20 protein-coding genes and 1 tRNA gene are annotated in these 20,667 nt (G+C 63.6%); 12 read left to right on the plus strand and 9 right to left on the minus strand.

Going from position 1 to position 20,667, the window contains the following annotated elements:
* Positions 1 to 15: 15 nt before the first annotated feature.
* Positions 16 to 459: a GNAT family N-acetyltransferase gene (locus tag N5D91_RS00995; protein ID WP_153856516.1), complete on the minus strand. Its 444-nt coding sequence runs from the start codon at positions 457 to 459 to the stop codon at positions 16 to 18.
* 163 nt (positions 460 to 622) lie between these two features.
* Between N5D91_RS00995 and N5D91_RS01000 the strand changes: the two genes are divergently transcribed.
* The gene (locus N5D91_RS01000) at positions 623 to 997 is read left to right on the plus strand and encodes a DUF3592 domain-containing protein (RefSeq protein WP_164162445.1); all 375 of its coding nucleotides are present in this window, start codon (positions 623 to 625) and stop codon (positions 995 to 997) included.
* Positions 998 to 1,056: 59 nt separating this feature from the next.
* Here N5D91_RS01000 and N5D91_RS01005 read toward each other — a convergent pair whose 3' ends face one another.
* Positions 1,057 to 2,163: a DUF3667 domain-containing protein gene (locus tag N5D91_RS01005; protein WP_180846520.1), complete on the minus strand. Its 1,107-nt coding sequence runs from the start codon at positions 2,161 to 2,163 to the stop codon at positions 1,057 to 1,059.
* 1,154 nt (positions 2,164 to 3,317) lie between these two features.
* Between N5D91_RS01005 and N5D91_RS01010 the strand changes: the two genes are divergently transcribed.
* Both N5D91_RS01010 and N5D91_RS01015 read left to right on the plus strand, forming a co-directional pair.
* The gene (locus N5D91_RS01010) at positions 3,318 to 4,280 is read left to right on the plus strand and encodes an RHS repeat-associated core domain-containing protein (protein WP_239506118.1); all 963 of its coding nucleotides are present in this window, start codon (positions 3,318 to 3,320) and stop codon (positions 4,278 to 4,280) included.
* Positions 4,280 to 4,885, plus strand: a complete 606-nt coding sequence (locus N5D91_RS01015; RefSeq protein WP_110711247.1) for a hypothetical protein — start codon at positions 4,280 to 4,282, stop codon at positions 4,883 to 4,885. Before N5D91_RS01010 ends, N5D91_RS01015 begins: the two co-directional genes overlap by 1 nt.
* Positions 4,886 to 5,166: 281 nt before the next feature.
* On the opposite strand, the gene N5D91_RS01020 is transcribed toward N5D91_RS01015, so the two are convergent.
* Complete coding sequence (locus N5D91_RS01020; RefSeq protein WP_110711249.1) at positions 5,167 to 5,355, minus strand: hypothetical protein; 189 nt, start codon at positions 5,353 to 5,355, stop codon at positions 5,167 to 5,169.
* A gap of 939 nt (positions 5,356 to 6,294) precedes the next feature.
* On the opposite strand from N5D91_RS01020, the gene N5D91_RS01025 reads away from it, so the two are divergent.
* The 5 genes from N5D91_RS01025 to N5D91_RS01045 all read left to right on the plus strand — a co-directional run bounded on the left by N5D91_RS01025 (position 6,295) and on the right by N5D91_RS01045 (position 10,809).
* Positions 6,295 to 7,182, plus strand: a complete 888-nt coding sequence (locus N5D91_RS01025) for a serine protease (protein WP_180854056.1) — start codon at positions 6,295 to 6,297, stop codon at positions 7,180 to 7,182.
* A gap of 493 nt (positions 7,183 to 7,675) precedes the next feature.
* The gene (locus tag N5D91_RS01030) at positions 7,676 to 7,969 is read left to right on the plus strand and encodes a transposase (RefSeq protein ID WP_110710651.1); all 294 of its coding nucleotides are present in this window, start codon (positions 7,676 to 7,678) and stop codon (positions 7,967 to 7,969) included.
* Positions 7,970 to 8,129: 160 nt separating this feature from the next.
* Positions 8,130 to 8,969 carry a hypothetical protein gene (locus N5D91_RS01035; protein WP_239496521.1) on the plus strand — a complete coding sequence of 280 codons (840 nt, stop codon included), beginning with the start codon at positions 8,130 to 8,132 and terminating at the stop codon, positions 8,967 to 8,969.
* Positions 8,970 to 9,043: 74 nt separating this feature from the next.
* Positions 9,044 to 9,772 (plus strand): hypothetical protein, encoded by a 729-nt coding sequence (locus N5D91_RS01040; RefSeq protein ID WP_180854057.1) that lies wholly within the window; start codon positions 9,044 to 9,046, stop codon positions 9,770 to 9,772.
* A complete protein-coding gene (locus N5D91_RS01045; protein ID WP_219631363.1) occupies positions 9,772 to 10,809 on the plus strand; it encodes a phage portal protein in 1,038 nt (345 codons plus the stop codon). Before N5D91_RS01040 ends, N5D91_RS01045 begins: the two co-directional genes overlap by 1 nt.
* A gap of 125 nt (positions 10,810 to 10,934) precedes the next feature.
* Here N5D91_RS01045 and N5D91_RS01050 read toward each other — a convergent pair whose 3' ends face one another.
* The 3 genes from N5D91_RS01050 to N5D91_RS01060 form a co-directional block, all read right to left on the minus strand.
* A complete protein-coding gene (locus tag N5D91_RS01050; RefSeq protein WP_239496522.1) occupies positions 10,935 to 11,267 on the minus strand; it encodes a hypothetical protein in 333 nt (110 codons plus the stop codon).
* An 8-nt stretch (positions 11,268 to 11,275) separates the two neighbouring features.
* The gene (locus N5D91_RS01055; RefSeq protein ID WP_219634919.1) at positions 11,276 to 12,286 is read right to left on the minus strand and encodes an RHS repeat-associated core domain-containing protein; all 1,011 of its coding nucleotides are present in this window, start codon (positions 12,284 to 12,286) and stop codon (positions 11,276 to 11,278) included.
* Positions 12,287 to 13,393: 1,107 nt separating this feature from the next.
* Positions 13,394 to 13,486, minus strand: a tRNA-Ser gene (locus N5D91_RS01060).
* Between the two features lie 144 nt (positions 13,487 to 13,630).
* On the opposite strand from N5D91_RS01060, the gene dnaX reads away from it, so the two are divergent.
* The 4 genes from dnaX (at position 13,631) to N5D91_RS01080 (ending at position 17,167) form a co-directional block, all read left to right on the plus strand.
* Positions 13,631 to 15,679: a DNA polymerase III subunit gamma/tau gene (dnaX, locus tag N5D91_RS01065; protein WP_180854058.1), complete on the plus strand. Its 2,049-nt coding sequence runs from the start codon at positions 13,631 to 13,633 to the stop codon at positions 15,677 to 15,679.
* A 6-nt stretch (positions 15,680 to 15,685) separates the two neighbouring features.
* A complete protein-coding gene (locus tag N5D91_RS01070; RefSeq protein WP_004154630.1) occupies positions 15,686 to 16,006 on the plus strand; it encodes a YbaB/EbfC family nucleoid-associated protein in 321 nt (106 codons plus the stop codon).
* A gap of 134 nt (positions 16,007 to 16,140) precedes the next feature.
* Positions 16,141 to 16,740, plus strand: coding sequence for a recombination mediator RecR (gene recR / locus N5D91_RS01075; protein WP_110711279.1), 600 nt, complete (start codon positions 16,141 to 16,143; stop codon positions 16,738 to 16,740).
* A 67-nt stretch (positions 16,741 to 16,807) separates the two neighbouring features.
* Positions 16,808 to 17,167, plus strand: a complete 360-nt coding sequence (locus N5D91_RS01080) for a histidine triad nucleotide-binding protein (RefSeq protein WP_014036181.1) — start codon at positions 16,808 to 16,810, stop codon at positions 17,165 to 17,167.
* Between the two features lie 89 nt (positions 17,168 to 17,256).
* Here the strand turns inward: N5D91_RS01080 and N5D91_RS01085 are convergent, their stop codons facing one another.
* The 3 genes from N5D91_RS01085 to N5D91_RS01095 are packed head-to-tail and all read right to left on the minus strand — an operon-like array spanning position 17,257 to position 20,637.
* Complete coding sequence (locus N5D91_RS01085) at positions 17,257 to 17,784, minus strand: Slp family lipoprotein (RefSeq protein WP_088024728.1); 528 nt, start codon at positions 17,782 to 17,784, stop codon at positions 17,257 to 17,259.
* A complete protein-coding gene (locus N5D91_RS01090) occupies positions 17,781 to 19,730 on the minus strand; it encodes a DUF3488 and transglutaminase-like domain-containing protein (protein ID WP_180854059.1) in 1,950 nt (649 codons plus the stop codon). The genes N5D91_RS01085 and N5D91_RS01090 overlap by 4 nt, the downstream gene beginning before the upstream one ends.
* Complete coding sequence (locus N5D91_RS01095; RefSeq protein WP_180854128.1) at positions 19,723 to 20,637, minus strand: DUF58 domain-containing protein; 915 nt, start codon at positions 20,635 to 20,637, stop codon at positions 19,723 to 19,725. The genes N5D91_RS01090 and N5D91_RS01095 overlap by 8 nt, the downstream gene beginning before the upstream one ends.
* Between the last annotated feature and the right edge of the window lie 30 nt (positions 20,638 to 20,667).

A 20,667-nucleotide genomic window follows, 5' to 3' on the forward strand; every position in this document is an offset into this window, starting at 1 on the left:
ACCTGCTGCGCGAGGCTACAGCACCCGTTCCATGTCCACGGCGTCGATTCCGGCGCCATGGCCATCGCTCACCACGCGCGTCACCTGGAAGCCCAGGCCGGCATAGAAGCCCTGGGTGTGCTGGCTGGTACTGAGCGTGACGCGATCGATCGATGGATCGCCTTCAGCCTGGCGCAGGCGCGCCAGCGCCAGTTCGCGTCCCAGACCGTGCCGGTGCAGCGCGCGCTGCACCATGCCCCAACAGAAGCCGGCGCTGCCGTCGCCACGGCGCGACAGGCCGCCGCAGGCCACGACGCGGTGATCGCGCTCGATCACCTGGAAGGCGCAGTCCATGGCCTGCTCGCGCAGGAAGCGTTCGAAGTCGTTGCGTTCTTCAGGCGCGAAGTAGGTGGGCACGTTGCTGTCGAAGATCGACAGGCAGGCGGGTGCGTCGGCGGGCTGGTAAACGCGAAGGCTCATGCGATCACCATAGCGTGCTGCGGGACCTGGTTGCATCTGGGCTATGCTGTCGGGCGACGGGAGTGACCGTGCGGGAGGAACCCGCCGCCCCCGTTTGTCTTGCCCTACGCAAAGGAGTTGGCCAGTGGTACCGGAAATTCCCCTGTCCCGGACCGGTGAGATCGTGCGCGGTCTGCTGTTCGGCATGGTCGGTGTACTGATGCTCGTCGTTGTCGCCTTCGAGTTGAACCATCGTCTTGAATTCCTACAGGTCGCGCGGAGTGCCGATGGCCATGTCGAGCGCTTGAACGCGGGTGGCTCACATCCGGAGGTGGCGTTCACCACCGACAAGGGCGAACAGGTCTCCTATCCGCAAGGGGGCATGATCTTCGGATACAAGCCCGGGCAGGCGGTACGCGTGTTGTATCGACCTGCGCAACCGGCTCTGGAGCCGGTGATCGATACCTTCGGCGCGCTGTGGGGGATGACGCTCATGGTGGCGGTGATCGGGCTGACGTTTGTCTGTATATGCGTGCGGGCACTGATCAAGCGCAGGTGATCGGTACCCGGCTGAGTGCTGCCACCCGACGGGGCGGTCATTGGCTACAGGCCCCGCACTCAGGCTGAAATACCCGCCAGCACCGCATACATCACCACGAAGCTCACCAGGAACAGGTAGACGCCGCCGATGGCGAGGTAGCGCAGCACCGTCAGTGCCTTGTTGCCGCCGTACACGCGTTGCTGCATCCACAGCAGGTAGACCGGAACCGCCAACCACAGCAGTGCATACAGCCATTGGCTGGCGGCGGCGAAGGCGGGAGATGCGAGCGCGCTGTTGATGCCCGCGACGAGAAAGGTTGCCAGCAGCACCATCATCAGCCAGCAATGGCTGTACAGCGCCACCACCAGATGTTCCAGATAGCCCATTGGCCGCGGGACGTAGGCGATGCGCAGCACCAGCGCGAACACCGGCATCAGGAAGAACAGGGCGCCCGGCAGTGCAGTCAGGATCGCTTGCATGTACAGGTCGGTCTTGCCGCCCATGCGCTGGATGTTGGCGTTGCCGTTCTGCAGGCGCTTGTTGAGCCAGTTGTTGGCGAACTGTGGCCAGCCGTTGAGGACGATGGGATTGCTGTTCGCGTCCCACGGCTTGCCGTTGACGGTGTGGCTGAAGAAGGTGCCGGGCTCGATTGCGGTGGCGTCCTTGCGGGTGCCGGTGAGCTCGGCCCTGCGCTGTGCTGCCGCCGCGTTCACCGCAGCCCTGGCCATCGCGAAGCCGGCGTTGCCGGTGGCGGGTGAGCTGGCCTGCTGTTGGTCGATCATCATCAGCTGTTGCGTGCGTGCGGCTTCGACCTGTTCAACCGTTGTGGCCTTGGCGTACAGCGAATCGCCGCCGCCCATGCGGATGTCGTCGACGTGCACGAACAGCTTGCCGATGAAGAACGTAAACAGGGTGAGGATGACGAACAGCCGCAAGGGCTGTACGTATCCGACCCGGCGGCCCTTGAGGTAGTTCTGCGTGATGCGGCCGGGCACCCAGAGATCGCGCAGCGTGCGGAAGATGCGCCCGTCCAGATGCCAGAACGATTCGAACACTTCCTCGATGGCGTGGCCCACGTGCTTGAGCGGGTTGTGCGCCGATTGCCCGCAGCGATGGCAGTAGTGGCCCTGCAGGGCGGTGTTGCAGTTCTCGCAGTCGGCGTGAGCGCTGTCGGTCGAGCTCATGGGCAATGGGCCAAGCGTCGGTTGAAGGCGCCTACCATAGCGAATTTTCAGGTTTCGTTCAGTTTTGTTTTGGGGTGCCTGGAGCGTGCGGAAGCCGATCAAAAGCATCCCCGCGTGGCGTGGGTCTACTGATCGGTCTGCGACAGCGTCGAAGGGGGGATTGTCGGCCGTGCATCCATGCATGTCGCGCATCTGGAGGAACAAGCCCCTCTGTTGAGGGGCTGCCCCGACAGGGGCGGGGAGAGGCCGGCAAAGGGAGGGGCCCAAAGGTTGCGCAGCAACGTTTGGGGCGAAGCGCGCGCAGCGCACTTCGCGTCCCGCGCCAGATAACTGAAAAACGCCGCCCCCAAGGGCAGCCTTTTTCGGTTATCTGCGCGGAGGGGGGATTGTCGGGTGCATCCATGCACCCGATCCCGGCGCGCGTTGCACCCCGGGACCCGCCTGCGGCGGTCTGCCCGTGCATGTCGCGCATCTGGAGGAACAAGCCCCTCTGTTGAGGGGCTGCCCCGACAGGGGCGGGGAGAGGCCGGCAAAGGGAGGGGCCCAAAGGTTGCGCAGCAACGTTTGGGGCGAAGTGCGCGCAGCGCACTTCGCGTCCCGCGCCAGATAACTGAAAAAGGCCGCCCCCAAGGGCAGCCTTTTTCAGTTATCTGGCGGAGAGAGGGGGATTGTCGGGTGCATCCATGCACCCGATCCCGATGCGCGTTGCGCCTCGGGACCCGCCTGCGGCTGTCCGGTTCTGCTCCTGCAGAACCGTCGAACCCCGGCGGGGCTTCTCACCACCCATCCCATCCGCCAGACAAACGCAAAAGGGCCACCCTGTGGGCGGCCCTTTTGCGTTTGTCTGGCGGAGAGAGGGGGATCCAGTTGAGACCGACCCAACCCCTTGAACCGCTTGGCATTCACAAATCGGGAGTGTGCCCTGTTTTGTGCCCCGGGCATTGTAGCCGTTCGCTCTGCCGGATGGCACCTTGAGTTCTGTGTCCTACGGCGGCAGTGAATCTTTGAGGGCGTCCAGGTCGGACGGGCTTGTCGAGGTGCGCAGGGAACTCTGATAACGGCCGTGCCATCAGTGGTCCAGCGATACCTGACCAGCCCATTCCAGTGCTATCAATGCAAAGCCTTGCTGGAAGGCTCTTTCAGGGAGTGGAAGGATGCGCAGGTTTGGAGCGGCAGGTGGGGGGCTTACCCACGTCAGGGAATGGAAGAAGTATTTTCGGCAGCTGACGGCCCTAGGTGCCTGGCTTTGCTGTGTGCTGTTGGTGGGGCTGTCCATCGTGCCGCCCGTAAGCGCGCAGACCGTCACTTACATTCATACCGATGCGCTTGGTTCTGTTGTTGCAGAGACCGATGCCAATGGCAAGGTGATCAAGCGCTATGACTATGAGCCCTATGGGGCGGTGGTCGGTGGCCACGTCACGGATGGGCCTGGATACACAGGACATGTGAGTGATGCGGCTACCGGGCTAAGTTACATGCAGCAGCGGTATATGGATCCGCAGTTGGGTGTCTTCCTGTCCGTAGACCCGGTGACGGCGTATGAGCAGCCTGTGGGGCAGTTCAATCGGTATCGGTATGCGAACGGAAATCCATACAAATTCAAAGATCCGGACGGTCGCATCGTCGAAACCGTGTGGGATGTTGCGAACATAACCTTGGGGGCAACCAGCGCCTACTCAAACTTTAGCGAAGGCAATATTGGTGCAGGTGTCGTTGATTCGATTGGCGTGGCCGTGGATTCTCTGGCGGCTGCTGTCCCATTTGTGCCAGGAGGCGCCGGGGCAACGATCAAGGCCGTCAGGATGGCCGAGAACGCGGCGCAAGGCGCTCAGGCTGAAAAGGCCGTAGCCCAGGCGTTTGGTGAAAAGGTGGCAGGCCAGCGCGTTACACTGGAAGCATCTACCGGTCAACGAAGCGTGGCGGACATCGTGACGAAGGATAAGGGTGTTGTGGAGGTAAAAAGCGGTAATGCTCAATTGAGCTCCGGTCAAAAAGCGGTCAAGGCGGACATTGATGCAGGCCGTCCGGTGACGCCTAGGGGAGCGAACGCGGAAAAAGCGGGGCTTGAGCCAGGAAAGCCGACGCAAATGAAGTGCTATGACGTGAAGCGTTGCTGATGAGTGCTACTGGACATTGCGATGCGGCCTTCAGGAAGGCTGTTCTACTCAAGTGCTATGAGGCGCTTGAGGTGGAAGGATTTACGCGCTATCGAATGCAGGATGTGGACTGGCCGATGGAACATGGCTTCCATTGCTGGGTTGGGCTCAATACTGGCTTGGAAAGAGAGTATCTCGATATTAATCCATTCGTCGGCGTTCATGTGGTGCCGATCATGAAACTTTATACCTCCCTTGAGGGGCGGAAATACAGCCGAAGCACATCCACCTATGCGGTTCACATGGGAGAGCTGGCACCCAAGGAGCAGGCTTTTCGTTTTACTCGGGAAACTGATGTTGCAGCGCAAGCGGCTCGGTTGGCGCGTTTGTATTCGGATGCCGGCTTGTCATATGCGTTGTCCATCGGCACCTATGAACGACTACTTCCCTTGTTGCAAGAGCGTGTGCCTATGCTCGGTGCTTATCCGGAACGGGTGGCATCTTGCCTGTATCTGATGGGCCGTAAGGAAGAAGCGAGGTTGTTCGCTGAAGAGTTCTTGCAGGATCATCGAGATTACTTTGAAGGCTTTGCAGTTCCGTTCTTGAGGATTTTGAACGGCCAATGACAGCCAGGTCGGGTCGGGCAAACGCGGGCCGCACGCCTGCAAGTCCGACAGAGCGCAATTTGAGGTGCACTGGAGTGAAGCGCCGGGGGTGTGCCCTGTATTGTGCGCCGGACATTGTAGCCGGTGGCTGCGTTGGGCAGCTACTGCAACGGTTGGAAAGCGAGGCCCCTGCGAATGCAGGGGCCTCAGTATGTCGGCGGGAAAAACAGCTCTTTCTAAGCCACCCGTAGGGCGGTGAACACCCGGCTGACGCTCCCAACTTAAAACAGCACAACGCGTTGTCAACCCATTGATCGGCGGGCAAGGCTGCCGCGCATCTTCCCCGTTTTCTTACCTTCCTTAGCTGCATTGGCGGATTTGCGCTTTTTCTTCATGGTTCGGCGGAGGCTTCTGCCACTTGTGTCGTAACCGGCGGCTTTCAGCAGCTTGTCGGCAGCGCGTTCCACTGCAAAGCGAGTGAGTTTGTCCATCCCCAGTGTTTAACGCGTTTTCGCCGGTGCGCAAGCCCGGCGGCGCTCCTGCGCCGCCTCTTGCCTTTCCCCTCCAAGGGTAGCCGAGCGGTAGCGAGGCCAGAAGGGCGGCGGAGCCGCCCGTGGTTTTGCTGTTGAACCCAGGCGCAGCCCGCCCAGCGACGAAGCCCGTGCGCGTGTTTTCCTGGTAGTGTCCCCTCGGCCGCGAAAGGCGCCAACGGCGGTCTTGAGCAACGGGGGGCGCTGGCAGCGCGCCCCCCAGCGACCCCCCGGCTGCCGAGGACCGTCGCCGGAGGCGTCGGCCTCGGCCTTGGGTTCGCCTGTTCAAAACGCTTGGCGTTTTGGGTGGGCAACCCGCATTGCGGGTCGCAGGGGCACGAGCCCCCCACCCGTGAGGGCCAGGAACAACGAGATGGTCGGCCCGCGGTTGAAGTGCCTTGCGGCTGCAGGTGTGCCGGCGAGGAACGACCCCGTAACGGCCCAGCGTGGTTCACAGCGTCGCCGCTGCTGCCCCCGGTCCACGCCGCCCACGGTCTGCTGTAGGCGTCTCTCTCGGGCTGCGGCTGAGCCAGCGTTCGCCTACGGTCTCACGTAGACCCAAGTTACGCGGGTGCTTTACTCCTTGCCCGCAGTCCTCGGTTGCCGCGCGTTTGCCCAATGATGGGCTGACCAGCAGAACCGTTTGATGGCTACGAACCACCCCCGCCTAGTGCTGATCACGCAGGCCGTCCAAGCGGGAGCGAAGGGAGGGCGAGAGGGAGGGCTTGCCAGATGGCCGAGGCTTGTTGCGCTGACCTCAAGGGGTCATTGCCTGGGCTTGTGTAGCTGCCTTCTACCTTGCTCGCCTCCGCGCCGGTCAAGCTCGGGGGCCATGAATTCAAACTATGGCACCCTTGGCCGTTGTCAAGCCAAGGGTGTCTTTGTATCCAAGGAGGACGCGTGAACCCAGCAACCTACATCTCTATGTCGACTGTCCGGCTACTGTGTGGGAGCAACGGTGTGTCAGTGTCGGTGGGCACCGGATTCTTCTATCTAGTCGAAATTGATACGCCGGAAGGGAAAGGGAACTTCCCCCTAGTTTTCACGAATAAGCATGTCGTAAACGGGCACAACGAGATCCGTATAACTGTGACAACCCGTAGTTCATCGGACGATGTTAGCGAGCAGGTGGTTGCGCCGGGCGATGTGCACCGGACATTCCTCATTCCAAACTGCCAGCAACGAATAGTGTTCCACCCAGATGCAGACGTCGATCTGTGTGCATTTTATGTCGGTGATGTCTTCGAGGCCGTACAGAATAGTGGGTTATTCATCAGGAATACATTTCTGCACAAGAATTTCCTTGTTCCGCATGATGAAAGGAAAAGCGTTCGCGCAATCGAGCCCATTATGATGATTGGCTACCCTAACGGACTTTGGGATGAACATAACAATCGCCCGCTAGCGAGGCGAGGAAGTACGGCGTCACATCCATTTTTGAAATGGAATGGAAGGCAAGAATTTGTTATTGATGCGGCCTGCTTTCCAGGATCGAGCGGGTCGCCCGTTTTTCTTTTCGAAGACATAATGTTCAGAACAAAAGACAATTCATACACGCCTGGGACGCGCGCTCAGTTGCTCGGCGTATTGGCCTCAGGACCGCTCTTTACCAACGAGGGCACACTCGTTCAACGGGACATCCCTACGGCGACGGCAATAGTTCCAGTGGTTCCGTCGATGATGAATTTGGGTAACGTAGTGCATGCGGATGCACTCCAGAAAGTTATTGATTTGGCTTCCGCGGCCTCAGTGGAAGGTCGGACCTTTGCGCGGGCCATCAGTGTTTAGGGTTAGTTCTTCCCGCCCTCGGAATTCTGGTCGAGCGAACAAAATGGTAGGCGCACCCACCTAAAACAGGAAAAGCCACGTGAACGGGCAAAAGCAACAGCCCTACCACCGCTGCCAGGCCCCGGACTTGCGTGGGATTGGGAAGCACATCGGCAAAGCCAGCGACTAAAAACACCAGCACTTGGGCCGCGATGACCGCAGCCCAAGTCCAAAGGAAGCCCCTCCAGAAGCCCCCGCGGGGGAGGCCCTGTTCAGCGTAGTGGGGGAAGGGCTGGCGGTTGATCCACGTCCGTCGTCGGTTGGCCCGATGGGTGATCCAGGAAAGGAAGGCCAGCACCAGCCAGGTGCCAATGCCTCCCAAGACCGCCAGCCACCCAAATGAGCTTCCGTTCTGGAGCATCTCCAAGCCGCCACCGAGCAAGACGAGACCTGATCTGGCTCCCCGTCAGCGGACGCCAAGAAGCGATACTTTGATCGCACTTGGAGGTCCTTTATGTCCCGTATTACCCGCCGTAGCTATACCGATGAGTTCAAGCACCAGGCCGTGGAGTTGGCCGAATCGCTTGGCCCAGCCGCAGCGGCCCGCCAGCTGGAAATGTCCGTCAAGACGCTGGCAAATTGGATTGACGCGGTCCGTGCTGGGCGCTCGTTGACGTCTGAGGCTCGCAGGCCGGCCACTGACCTGGAAAGCGAGATCAGCCGCCTTCGGGCCGAGAACGCCAATCTGAGGATGGAGCGAGAAATCCTAAAAAAAGCGGCGGCGTTCTTTGCCAAAGAGTCCAAGTGAGGTACGCCTTCGTCGCCCGTCATAGGACTCGTTACCCGACTCGGGTGCTGTGTCGTGTTCTCGGCGTATCGGTCTCTGGTTTCCATGATTATCTGCACCGACAGTCCGCCCGAGCCGCGCCAACCGAGCCGGTGAGGCCCGTGCAGCAGCACGCTGGCGGGTGCTGATCCTCTCAGCGGGCGAGGTCGGATTGGCGCAGCACATGGCCGAGGTCGGCAAGCAGGCACGGGCGGGGCAGTCCGTGCGCCTGGCCGACGTACCGGCCGAGGCCGAGGGCGGGCATGGTGTGTTTGAGCGCCTGCACGATGCCAGCGACGGTGCCGCGCTGTCGGCCCTGCTCAAGGACGCCGCCGCGCGCACCTATGGAGCACCGTGGCCGCTGTGGATGGGTTACCTCACCCAGCAGGACAGCCCGACGCTGACCGCCCAGCTGCGCGAATCCACGGACCGATTCCTGGCCACCTACGTACCCGAAGATGCCTCCGGCGAGGTGCGCCGCGTGGCTGAGCGCTTTGCTGTTGTCGCCTTTGCCGGGGAGTTGGCCAGCAGCTGCCGCCATCGCATCACCGGCTGGCCCAAGGGTGAGGCCACACGCGGTGTCGCCGCGTGCTTCCAGGCTTGGCTGCAACGTCGGGGCGGTTCCGGTAGTGCCGACACCGATGCGCTGCTGTCGCGCGTGCGTGCGTTCTTTGAAGCGCACGGCGAAAGCCGTCTGGAGCCGTTGCGCTACGGCCAGGAAGCGCCACCGGTCCGTGATCGGGCCGGCTTCCGGCGTTTCGATGAGGTGGGGGTCACCGAGTACCTGGTGCTGCCCGAGGCGCTGAAACGGGAGTTGTGTGCAGGCTTCGATCCTCGCCAGGCCACCCGTGAGCTGATCGCAGCGGGTTGGCTCAAACCCAGCACCGATGGCAAGTCCTCCCAATCAGTGCGTGTCCCAAGCCTCGGCTCCATGCGCCTGTATGTCTTTGACAGCCGCAAGGTTCATGACAGCGCGCTGTAGGTCGCGCCGTCTTTCCCATAGCTCGCCGACACAGTGTCGGCGAGTCCCCCCAATCGTTTTAACGGAGATTCAACATGAGCGACATCCAGACCATCACCACCACTACCTCCGAACCGGCTATTCAACCCGTCGACGGGGCCGAGGTTGCGGCGGTGTCGGAGAATAGGCGGCGGCTGAACGAGCTGGCGCAGCAGTTGGCCAGCGTGATGCAGCGCAAGCGCGCCCTGATGGGCAAGGTCGATACGATGCAGCGCGCCAAACAGGCTGCACAGGGTGATGCCGCCGCTGCCCGTCAGCAGTGGGGGGCGAAGCTGCGCGAGAGCGATGGCACGCTGACCCGTGACATTCAGAAGCTACGCGCTAACGAGCGCTCGGCACTGTCTCTGGCCGAGGAATATGAGGCGATGCAGGGCGAGATTGCGGCCGAGCTGCCGCGCCTGGAGCTGGAATTGGCCGAGGTGGCGGGCTACTGTCTGAACGCAAGAAGCACCGTCACTTGGGAATTGGCCGATCAGGCCTACGAGCAGTTGCTGGCACAGGCCGGGGATAGCCTGGCCTTCGCATTTGCGTTGTTCTCGAGAGCGACAAACTCCGACGATGCAGATGCACTGGCCAGCCGATTCTTTGGTCGCCTCGGCAATGCGGTGCGCCGTCGCCTGGACGATGCCGCAGTGACGGAACAGGTGACGCAAGTGTTGGCGCTGCCGTCGATGGACCTGAGCGCGGTGGATATGCAGCTGGTGCGTAGCCCGATTCGTCTTTCACAGTTGCGAGAGAAGATCAGTGCTGGGGAGGCAGCGTGATGCATTCCCCTGCCGATGCTGCTATCGGTGAGGTCGTGCCCGCGCGTAGCGTGGGCACTGCCGGAGCTGTCACAAGCTTTTCCTTTGGCGATCCAACGCCCGTGTTGGACTCGCGCGGGTTGTTCGACTACCTGGAATGCTGGCGCAACGGTCGCTATTACGAGCCGCCGATCACCCTCAGTGGTCTGTCGCGCACAACGCGTTCCAATCCGTTCCTGCACAGTGGTTTGATCTTCAAGCGCAACATGCTGGTGCGCACCTTTGTGCCGCATCGACTGCTGGACCGCACCGCGTTCTCGCAGTTGGCGCTGGATTACCTGGTCTTCGGCATGGCATACCTGGGGCGGCAAGTCTCGCACTCCGGGCGGCTGTTGCAGCTACACCCATTGATGGCGCAGTACATGCGTCGTGGTGTGCAACCTGGTGAGTTCTTTCAGGTCCGAGCTGGCAGGGCCGAACACGAGTTTGCCCCCGGTTCGGTGCACCAGCTCCGTGAGGCCGATACCGATCAGGAAATCTACGGCATGCCGGAGTGGCTGGCCGTCGTGCAGTCGGCGTTGCTTAATGAATCGGCGACGTTGTTCCGCCGCAGGTACTACACCAACGGTTCGCATGCGGGCTTTATTCTTTACATGACCGACCCGCAACCGGAGGGCATGGACGTGGACGCCTTGCGTGAAGCCCTGCGAGACTCGCGCGGGCCGGGCAATTTCCGCAACCTGTTCGTGCATTCGCCCAATGGCAAGAAGGATGGGTTGCAGCTGATCCCGATCAGCGAAGTGGCCGCCAAGGATGAATTCACCGGTATCAAGCGCGTGACTCGCGATGACATTCTGGCCGCGCTGCGCATACCGCCGCAGCTGCTCGGCATCGTGCCTCAGAATGCTGGCGGCTTCGGCTCGATTCGGGATGCGGCTACCGTGTGGGCGTCGATGGAACTGGCACCACTGCAATCGCGGCTGGCCATGGTCAACGAATGGATCGGGGAACAGGTCATCACTTTTGCCCCCTTCGAAATAGAACGTTCAGCGAACTGAGTGCCTATCCCTGAAAGGGCGAGGTCAAGCTACTGCTTCAGTCGAAACAGGGGCGACAGGGACAAGGTCAATACCTGTCGCCCTTGGGGGCGATCCCAGTGTGAGTAGCCGCGGCTGGATCGAACTTAATTCCAGATCACGATGGTTCCATCTGGACTATTCAACTGCATCGCCTCTGGACCAGAGTAGCCGTCGTCACTTAAGTCGACCGTGAGTGAGGCCCCGCTAGAAAACTGCGCAACCATTGTCTGGCGATCGAACCGGCAATCCTGCAGCACCAAGCTCAGCGTTGAGGGCGGGGGGGGCTCCGCAATGCCATCGCAGTGAAGGCTGAAGGAGTTGTAGATATGCAGTTCCCAGCCATCGTCCGTACCGATGGTGGCCATGCCGTCTTCCATTCGCAGTTTCACATTTTTCCCGATCAATGGCCGGAGGGTTTCCGCCTGGTGGTCGATCATGTTCAGGCCTATCTGACTGGGAAGTGAGACTTCGAATTAGGGAGCGTTTTCCCGGAGAGCGGATCTACGCCTTGCTTTCCAGCATTCTCGTACTTGATATAGCCAGCTGGATATCCAGGACTGTTTCCCCTGGGAGGGGTTGGGTCCATCATCCGCATGGTGGCTACTTGCCCATTACTGCCTCCGGCACCCCCAGTAAATGCGACGCCGGTCTGTTTTCCTGCGGGGTTGATGACCGGAGTTGGTCCGCTCGCCCCTGTGGGCACCGGAAATGCTGTCCCGTTCGACGAGATGACGTAGCTCGGGCCAGAAGGTGTCGTCGGGGCAGCGGCAGGAGTTGGCGCAGAGGGCGCTGCTGGTGCTGGTGCTGGCAGGGCCAGTGGTTGCGCCGAATTAATGGAGCCAGATATTGCTGATGCAGCAGCAGGCCCAACAACTGGCGTCGCGCGCACAATCGCTGTTGTTACGGCAAGTGCTGCGGGGCCGAACGTATCATATGCCGAGGGTGTGTTCGCCACCGAGTCGGCATGTCTTTCCGCCGCCCGTTCCTGGCGACCATCAGGATCGACGAACCTATAGGGATTGCCCGCAGCGTAACGATAGCGGTTGAAGGCGGAGCCCGGTTTGTCGTTTGGTGAGACGGGATCTACAGAGAGAAAGAGTCCTAGTTGGGGGTCGTAGTAGCGCTGCTGCATGTAGCTCAGCCCCGTGGCAGCATCGCTCACGTGCCCCGTGTAGCCAGGCCCATCCGTAACCGGTCCGTCCACGACGCCCCCGTAGGGCTCGTAGTCATACCGTTTGATCGCGTTGCCACTTTCATCGGTTTCGGCAACGACCGAGCCAAGTGCATCAGTGTGGATGTAGGTGACCGTCTGAGCAGTTGCGATTGGCGGCAGTGCCAAGCCCACCAACAGCAGCCAGCAGAGCCAGACGCCCAAGGCGCTCAGCTTGCCGAAATGCGTTCTCATCCCCTTTCGGCGGGCCGACGCGCGGCACGCAATTCTCTCAAGCCGTTCCATCCTTCCAATCCCTGAAAGAGCCTTCCAGCAAGGCCTTGCCTTCATATCACAGTCCCCGTCGGCGTGACGACCGAAGTCGGCGCCAAGGGTGGGTGGGCAGGTCTTCAGGGTTCGTCGCGGCGGGTAGGCTGTAACACCGGTAACACTTGTGCTACACCTTGGTCGAGATCGGTGGTGGCATAACCATTTGATTTAAATGGAATGTTCGGCTGGCGTAACACCTGTCACACTTGTAACACTGAAAAATATCAATGTCGGAAACTGTTGCTGGAATGTGGGTGTCAATCTGACGGCAGAGATGGCGGGAAAGCGCTGTGCCACAAGGCATTCCAAGGAAATAGTTGGCAAATCTGCTGGTGCGATGCCTGATACACGTTTTCTGTTACAGACCCTCAATTCATAGCGTTCCTGAAACATTGTAAGTAGTGGGTGTTTTCTTCTTGGACACTATTGGATGCCTCGTTTTCGCCACTACCTGTCCACTGCAAATCTGGCCTCCATCTGGCCGCTCAGTGCTCCGTCAAATACCCCCTTTGGTGCAGGGATTCGCGGGGTTCGGCATGCCCTCTCAATGCCCCCGACAGCCATGCTGGGCCTGTTCTTGCCCCGTGTGCAGGTAGTGCAGAAAAAGCACCCTATGAAGTGCGCAGGCGTGGCGGGGAGACGAGTGCGCACGCCGGGGTACGCACGGCGCTGGGCCTCTGCGCCCTCCTATCTGCTCCACTGCCTCTCAACCGCTTCTACTGGCCGCTGACGCGCAGCGCGCAGCAGCTCCTGGCGGTTGGTGGCTTGCCTGGGCGCTGATGCTGCTACGCGCGCTCATGGCCTTGCGCACGCGCCTCCTCATTTCGTTACGGCTGTCAGAGGCGGTGGCGTGGGAGCGGCGTACTTCCCAATGCACGCAGGCTGGTCATCTGGAACTGCTTGCGTGCACCGTCACGTCCCCAGGTGCTGCCCTCTTGCGACTGCCGTAAGCGGCACTCATACGCGCAGGTCGCGCTGCTGATAGGCCAGCAATCAACGGATTGACGAAGTATGGGGCGAAGTATGGGGCTACATACGAACCCAAGAAAAAAGCCCCTGAAATCAGGGGCTTAGTTCGCAACTTGGCGGAGAGAGGGGGATTCGAACCCCCGAAGCGCGGTTTAGACGCTTACACACTTTCCAGGCGTGCTCCTTCAACCACTCGGACACCTCTCCGGATCCCTGCCATCGGCAAACGCCTCAGCAGGGGCGCAGATTCTAGCGGGCTGCGCGGCACTTCACAAGCACCCCGGTCAGGAACCTGCGAAGGACGTGCCGGAGGCGAGGGGGCTGGACAGGCATGGCACAATGGAACATCCGATGGAAAACGGTGGCCTGATGTCCTATCTCGTCCTTGCCCGCAAGTGGCGTCCGAAGCGTTTTGCCGAGCTGGTGGGCCAGGAACACGTGGTCCGTGCGCTCAGCAACGCGCTGGACAGCGGCCGGGTCCACCATGCGTTCCTGTTCACCGGCACCCGCGGCGTGGGCAAGACCACCATCGCGCGCATCTTCGCCAAGTCGCTCAACTGCGAGCAGGGCACCAGCGCAGACCCATGCGGTCAGTGCGCGGCCTGCCTGGACATCGACGCCGGCCGCTACATCGACCTGCTGGAAATCGACGCCGCGTCCAACACCGGCGTGGATGACGTGCGCGAGGTGATCGAGAACGCGCAGTACATGCCCTCGCGCGGCAAGTACAAGGTCTACCTGATCGACGAAGTGCACATGCTGTCCAAGGCGGCGTTCAACGCGCTGCTGAAGACGCTGGAAGAACCGCCGGAACATGTGAAGTTCCTGCTGGCCACCACCGATCCGCAGAAGCTGCCGGTCACCGTGCTCAGCCGTTGCCTGCAGTTCAACCTCAAGCGACTGGACGAGGATCAGATCCAGGGCCAGATGACCCGCATCCTGGCGGCCGAAGAGATCGAGGCCGATGGCAGCGCGATCGTGCAGCTGGCCAAGGCCGCCGACGGCAGCCTGCGCGATGGCCTGTCGCTGCTGGACCAGGCGATCGCCTATGCCGGCGGCGCGCTGCGTGAGGACGTGGTGCGCACCATGCTGGGCACCGTCGACCGCACCCAGGTGTCGGCCATGCTCGATGCGCTGGCCGAGGGCGATGGTCCGCGCCTGTTACAGGTGGTGGCTGCGCTGGCCGAATTCTCGCCGGACTGGAGCGGCGTACTGGAAGCGCTGGCCGAAGGCCTGCATCGCATCCAGGTACAGCAGCTGGTGCCGGGTGCCGCAGCGGCTGCCGAAGGCCTGGACGCGACGGCGTTCGCCGAGCGCCTGCGTCCGGAAGTGGTGCAGCTCTGGTACCAGATGGCCTTGAATGGCCGCCGCGATCTGCCGCTGGCGCCGAGCCCGCGCGCCGGCTTTGAAATGGCCGTGCTGCGCATGCTGGCATTCCGTCCGGCCGCAGCGGTACCGCCGGTACCGAAGTCGGTGGAAGGTGCTGCGGGTGGCAACGTTGCCGGTGGTGGCAGTGGAATCGGTACCCAGGAGGCGCCGCCGGCTGCTGCCGCAGCGTCGGCCAGCCCCGCCGTGGCGCAGGTGGCCGCTCCGGTGCAGGCCGCGCCGCGCGAACCTGAACCCGAACCTGAGCCGGCTCCGCAACCCGAACCGGACCCGACGCCGGAGCCCGAGCCGGTTCCGGTGGAAGAGCCGGTGTCACCGCCACCGGTAAAAGCCGAAGCGCCGCCGCCGACCGCCAGCGCAGAGACCAACGACGACCTGCCGCCGTGGGCCACCGACGAAGCTGCGGCCCGCGACGAGGCGCTGGCGGCGGAGATGTCCGGCCCGGACGCCGCCATGGCTGCGCCCTGGCACGAGCCGCCGGCCCTGCCGGTAGCAGCGCCGGCCGAAGCGGCGCCTGCCGAGCTGGAGCGCCCGTTCCGTGCCGATGGCATCGCCATCGCGCCGGTCGAACCCGCGCCAGTGCAGGAGGCCGCGCCGCTGGAAGGTGTCAGTGATCTGGCCAGCGCCGAGGACTGGCTCGATCTGGTCGCCAACAGCGGCCTGAGCGGCCCGTCGCGGCAGTTGGCCGCCAACGCTGCTTTCATCAGCTGCCAGCACGGGACCTTGAAACTGGGCCTTTCGCCCGGATTTGAATACCTGCGTTCGGAGCGCGCGCTGGCCGCCTTGGGCGAGATGCTGGAGAAGGCCCTCGGCCAGGCGCCGAAGATCCTGGTCGAGACCGTGGAAATCGAACACGTTCCGGCTGAGACCCTGCACCAGCGTGCCGACCGCCAGCGTGGCGAGCGGCAACAGGTGGCAGAGGCTGTTTTCATGGACGATCCGGAAGTGCAGGTGCTGATCCAACAGCACGGTGCCCGGGTTGTTTCCGATTCCATCCGTTCTTTTGACGAGTAAGACACTATGCGCGGCAACATCGCCCAACTGATGCAGCAGGCCCAGAAGATGCAGGAAAACCTGCAGAAGGCCCAGGAAGAAATCGCCAAGATCGAAGTGACCGGCAGCGCCGGTGGCGGCATGGTCAGCGTGACCCTGACCGGCGCCAAGGAATGCCGCAAGGTGCGCATCGACCCCTCGCTGGCCAGCGACCCGGAGATGCTGGAAGACCTGATCGCCGCCGCCTTCAACGATGCGTCGAACAAGATCGATGCCGAGTCGAAGTCGAAGATGGGTTCGGCCACCGCCGGCATGCAGCTGCCGCCGGGCATGAAGCTGCCGTTCTGATTTCTGGCGGGGCGCCTGTCGCAGCAGGCGCCCCGTAGCGTCGAGCTTGCTCGACGGCTCCACCCCCCAGTCGAGCATGGCTCGACTCTACACGTAGCCGTCGAGCCTGCTCGGCGCCATCAAAGCATGCCGCCGTGTCCGCACCCCTGCTTGAACAATTGATCGACGCACTACGGGTGCTGCCTGGCGTAGGCCAGAAGACCGCGCAGCGCATGGCCTACCACCTGCTCGAGCGTGAGCGCGAAGGTGGCCAGCGCCTGGCCGAAACCCTGGCGCTGGCGGTGGAACGCATCGGTCACTGCGCGCAGTGCCGTGACTTCAGTGAAACCGAGCTGTGCCCGACCTGCGCCAACAGCAGCCGCGAACGCAGCCAGCTGTGCGTGGTTGAATCGCCGGCCGACCGCCTGGCCATCGAGAACGCCACCGGCTTCCGCGGTGTCTACTTCGTGTTGCAGGGGCGTCTGTCGCCGCTCGATGGCATCGGCCCGCGCGAACTGGGCCTGGAACAGCTGGAACAGCGCCTGGCCGAAGGTGAGGTGCAGGAGTTGATCATCGCCACCAGCGCCACCGTCGAAGGTGAAGCCACCGCGCACTACCTGGCGCAGCTGGCACGCGCACGCAGGGTGCAGCCCAGCCGCCTGGCGCAGGGCCTGCCGCTGGGCGGTGAGCTGGAGTACGTCGATCGCGGCACGCTGTCGCACGCGTTCGGGACGCGCAGCGAATTCCGCGATTGAGCGAAGGCCAGGCATGGCCTGGCGCGGGCGGCCTACAATGCGGACGACATTCCCGCCGAGGCCGACCATGAGCAACGAAACCCTCTTCAGCAAGATCATCCGTCGCGAGATCCCGGCCACCATCGTCTACGAGGATGACGAGGTGCTGGGCTTCAAGGACATCGCACCGCAGGCACCGGTGCACGTGCTGTTCATTCCGAAGAACGAGATCATCCCGACCCTGGATGACCTGCAGCCATCGCAGGCGCACCTGATCGGCAAGCTGGCGCTGGCTGCCGCCGAGTACGCGCGCCGCGAGGGCTTCGCTCAGGACGGCTACCGCATCGTGATGAACTGCCGCGAGCATGCCGGGCAGACCGTGTTCCATATCCACATGCATCTGCTGGCCGGTGCGCCGCTGGGGCATTTCGGTACCCCGGGGCGTTGAGCGCCCGGCATCCACGCGCGGTGTGAACCCACTGGATGAAAAAAGGCCGCCCGAGGGCGGCCTTTTCCGTCATGCCTGTGCGGTGGCGATCACCACCAGCCCCAACGGCCGTAGCCGCCCCAGTACGGGCCGTACGGACCCGGGCCCCACGGGCCATAGGGGTAGGGCACCACGTCAACCTGGCGCTGTTCCGGCCACAGGTAGATCACGTCGGCCGACAGCTTCGGCAGGCGGTAGTCGTAATCACCGATGCGGGTGTTCTGGTAGCCGTCGATCTTGCCGATGAAGGTCACGTCGCGGCCGGCCTCGAACACAGCCGGGTCGTAGAAGCCGGCACGGCAGGCGATGAAGCGGCCGTCGCTGGCGTCGGATGAAGTGGTATTCGGGCGGCCACTGCCATTGAGCGGGCGCGAGATGATCTGGAAGCAGGTCTCGCCCTGGCCGGGCTTGGTTTCGATGATGCGGCCGCCCCAACGGACCGGCGTGCCGACCTGCTGGGTGGCGACCGAGTCGCGCGGGGAGACCAGGCTGAACTGTCCCTGCAGCGGCTTGGGGGCCGTGGCGCAGGCCGACAGGGCCAGCGTGGCCACAGCGGTAAGAAGGAACTTGGTGTTCATGGGGAGGCTCCGGAAGTCGGGCGATGCCTGCGCAGGTCCCGCAATAATGAAGCGAGGTCGGTGCAAGTTCCAGCGTAACGCGCATCAGCGAAACGCTGGCTGAGCGCGAGCAGGGCGGGATCGGGGTGCTGGGCGTGCACCCGACGCGCCCAGTCCCCTGCGGTTTCATGGGGGTGCCGCGCCCACCCGAGGCGGGCATAGCGTCGGCCCAGTCCATGCCAGGCACGCAGCAGGGGATCGCGTTCGCGCTCGCCGCGGGCCAGCAGCCAGGCCATCCACGCCAGTGCCAGCAACGCAGCGACCACGAAGCCGGTGACCAGCTGTCCCGGCCCGAGCTCGTCCAGCCCGAATGGCTTGAGCAGTTGCTGCTGGCGGCGTGCATCGAAGGACAGTACCAGGTCGTTCCAGCCGCGGCGCAGCCAGTCGCCCATCTGCCCCAGCTGCAGCCAGCGCTGCTGCAACGGGCTGTCAGTGCCGGCCTGCAGGCGGTCGTCGAGGGTGTCGAGGATGCGTTCCGGTGCCACGGCGGCGGTGGGATCGATGCGCACCCAGCCACGCTGGGGCAGCCAGACCTCGGCCCAGGCGTGGGCGTCCATCCGGCGTACGACCCAGTAGTCGCCAAGGCGGTTGCGGGTGCCGCCGGCAAAGCCGGTCACCACGCGTGCCGGAATGCCGGCGTTGCGCATCAGCACCACGAAGGCGGCGCTGAAGTGTTCACAGAAGCCGGCCTTGTAGCCGAACAGGAACTCGTCGACCGGATCGCGTCCCGCCGGCGGCGTTTCCAGCGTGTAGGAGAAATCGGTGGTGATCCATTGCAGCGCGCGGCGGACGATGGCCTCGTCATCGCTGCCGGCGTCCTGCCGCCACTGATGGGCCAGGGTCGCCGTACGTGGATTGAAGCCGGCGGGCAGCTGCAGTGTGGCGCGGCGCAGGTAGGGCGACAGTGAGCTGTCGAAGCGTTGCGGTGGCGCCGAATGCAGTCGCCAGCGGCTGAGCGAGGCCAGCGAACGTTCACTGCTCAGGCTCATGTCCGCGTCCAGCATACTGCCCGCAGGGGCACGGCTGGGCAGGTCCAGCGCCACCAGCTGGCGGCGGTCGGTGGGCTCGTAGTCGATCTGGTAGTCCCAGCCCTGCGCACCGGCATCGACCACTGCCGCGGGCCGTCGCGCGCTGGCCCGGTCGCGCGTCCAGCGCCGGCCATCGAAGGCGGTCAGTACCGGCCCGCGCCAATAGCGCTGCGCCGGCTCGGGCACGGCACCGAAGAACTGCACGCGCAACGCCGGGGTGTCATCGGCCATCAGGTCCAGCCATTGGCCGGGTTCCATGCTGTCGGACAGCCCCGGTGTGCCGACGGCGCGCTCGGGAACGCCCCACAGCGGCGTTGCCAGGCGCGGGAACAGCCAGAAGCAGGCGAGTGCCAGCGGCAGGCCGATCGCCAGCAGGCGGCCGACCCCGCGCAGCTGCCCGCGCAGTGGCAGGCGGCCGGCATGGCCTTCATCCTGGGCCAGGCGTTGCAGGGCGAGCAGCGCGCTGACCCCGGCCAGCGCAGCCAGCGCCGTGGTCAGCGGCCCCTGGTCGAGCAGGAAGGCCGCAAACGGCGAGAACAGCGCGAAGCCGAGCAGGCTGCGCGCATCGCGCAGGCTGCGCAGTTCGCTGGATTTGATCGCCAGCATCGCCGCCAGCAGGGCGCAGCCGGTATCACGGCCGGGGCGCACCATGCCCATCTGCCAGATGATGGCGGCGAGCATGGCCAGCACCAGCAGCAGGCGCACCGGCATCGGCAACAGCGTTCGCCATGACAGGACCGCCGTGACGATTGCCGCGGCTGCGATCACGCCCGCCAACAGCGGTGGCAGCTGCAGCAGCAACGGCAACAGCGCCAGCGCCGCGCTGGCCAGGGTCCAGTTGCGGGTCGTGCGGTCGAGCAGGAGAGTGGGGTCAGTCATGCGGCATCAACGCCAGCGCACGCAGGCACAGGTGGTGGTGGCTGGCGCCCTGGCCGGGGCCGAAAGGAGGATGTGCTGGCAGCAGCAGGGTGTAGCGGCGGCCTTCGCGCTCGGCCATGTCCACCCAGCGTGCCAACCGCGCGATGCGTGCTTCATGGCCCAGCGGCGCCAGCGTGCGCCAGTCCAGAAGGACTTCGATGCCGATCGGCTTTTCATATTCGCGAACCAGCAGGCTGTCGCGGCGCGCCGAATGCTTCCAGGAAATGCTGCGCGGGGCATCGCCCGCGCGGTACGGCCGCAGCTGGTGCAGCTCTTCGCCGCTGGCATGGGCGCGGGTGTGCAGCGGATCGCTGCCGCTCTCCGGTAGCGTGGGGCTCAGTGCTTCGGCCAGTGGATAGACCAGCAGTGGCTGTTCCGGCCAGACCCACGACCATGCCCGCACCAGGCCCAGTGGCTGCGTGGTGGACAGGCGGATGCGCGGCAGCTCCAGCCAGCCGCGGCGTTCGCTGGGTACCTGCAGTTCCACTTCGCCGCGGCCGTGGGCAGGCAGCGAGGTCCAGGCCTCGCTGTCGCCCAGTTGCAGGTGCAGGCCGTGACGTGCACGGGGATCGCGCAGTGACAGGTCCACGCGCAGGCGCAGCGGTTGCCCGGCTGGAACCGGTTCGGCGGCGATCGCGTCGATCTGCACGCCGGACAGCTGCAGGTGCGCGGCGATGGCACTGGCGATCGCTGCGGCTGCCAGCAGCAGGGCCAGCAGCAGCGCCGGGTTGTTGTTGTAGTTCAACGCGCCCAGCAGCATTGCTGCCAACAGGGTGGCGACGAACAGGCCGAAGCGGGTGGGCAGTACGTAGATGCGGTGGCGGTCCAGCCGCTGCGGCAGCGCTTCGGGCCTGCGCGGGCGAGCCATCAGCTGCAGTCGTGCCCAGCGCGTGGCCAC

The sequence above is a fragment of the Stenotrophomonas sp. GD03794 genome (assembly GCF_029842145.1).
Taxonomy (GTDB): domain Bacteria; phylum Pseudomonadota; class Gammaproteobacteria; order Xanthomonadales; family Xanthomonadaceae; genus Stenotrophomonas; species Stenotrophomonas riyadhensis.

What these genes read in the sequence shown, in the direction of transcription:
- N5D91_RS01070 (WP_004154630.1), top strand. Translation starts at nt 15,686, where the DNA reads ATGCGCGGCAACATCGCCCAACTGATGCAGCAGGCCCAGAAGATGCAG.
- N5D91_RS01090 (WP_180854059.1), bottom strand. Translation starts at nt 19,730, where the DNA reads ATGACTGACCCCACTCTCCTGCTCGACCGCACGACCCGCAACTGGACC.
- N5D91_RS01040 (WP_180854057.1), top strand. Translation starts at nt 9,044, where the DNA reads ATGAGCGACATCCAGACCATCACCACCACTACCTCCGAACCGGCTATT.
- N5D91_RS01055 (WP_219634919.1), bottom strand. Translation starts at nt 12,286, where the DNA reads ATGGAACGGCTTGAGAGAATTGCGTGCCGCGCGTCGGCCCGCCGAAAG.
- N5D91_RS01020 (WP_110711249.1), bottom strand. Translation starts at nt 5,355, where the DNA reads ATGGACAAACTCACTCGCTTTGCAGTGGAACGCGCTGCCGACAAGCTG.
- N5D91_RS01080 (WP_014036181.1), top strand. Translation starts at nt 16,808, where the DNA reads ATGAGCAACGAAACCCTCTTCAGCAAGATCATCCGTCGCGAGATCCCG.
- N5D91_RS01005 (WP_180846520.1), bottom strand. Translation starts at nt 2,163, where the DNA reads ATGAGCTCGACCGACAGCGCTCACGCCGACTGCGAGAACTGCAACACC.
- N5D91_RS01030 (WP_110710651.1), top strand. Translation starts at nt 7,676, where the DNA reads ATGTCCCGTATTACCCGCCGTAGCTATACCGATGAGTTCAAGCACCAG.
- N5D91_RS01045 (WP_219631363.1), top strand. Translation starts at nt 9,772, where the DNA reads ATGCATTCCCCTGCCGATGCTGCTATCGGTGAGGTCGTGCCCGCGCGT.
- N5D91_RS01010 (WP_239506118.1), top strand. Translation starts at nt 3,318, where the DNA reads ATGCGCAGGTTTGGAGCGGCAGGTGGGGGGCTTACCCACGTCAGGGAA.
- N5D91_RS01095 (WP_180854128.1), bottom strand. Translation starts at nt 20,637, where the DNA reads ATGGCTCGCCCGCGCAGGCCCGAAGCGCTGCCGCAGCGGCTGGACCGC.
- N5D91_RS00995 (WP_153856516.1), bottom strand. Translation starts at nt 459, where the DNA reads ATGAGCCTTCGCGTTTACCAGCCCGCCGACGCACCCGCCTGCCTGTCG.
- dnaX (WP_180854058.1), top strand. Translation starts at nt 13,631, where the DNA reads ATGGAAAACGGTGGCCTGATGTCCTATCTCGTCCTTGCCCGCAAGTGG.
- N5D91_RS01015 (WP_110711247.1), top strand. Translation starts at nt 4,280, where the DNA reads ATGAGTGCTACTGGACATTGCGATGCGGCCTTCAGGAAGGCTGTTCTA.
- N5D91_RS01050 (WP_239496522.1), bottom strand. Translation starts at nt 11,267, where the DNA reads ATGATCGACCACCAGGCGGAAACCCTCCGGCCATTGATCGGGAAAAAT.
- N5D91_RS01085 (WP_088024728.1), bottom strand. Translation starts at nt 17,784, where the DNA reads ATGAACACCAAGTTCCTTCTTACCGCTGTGGCCACGCTGGCCCTGTCG.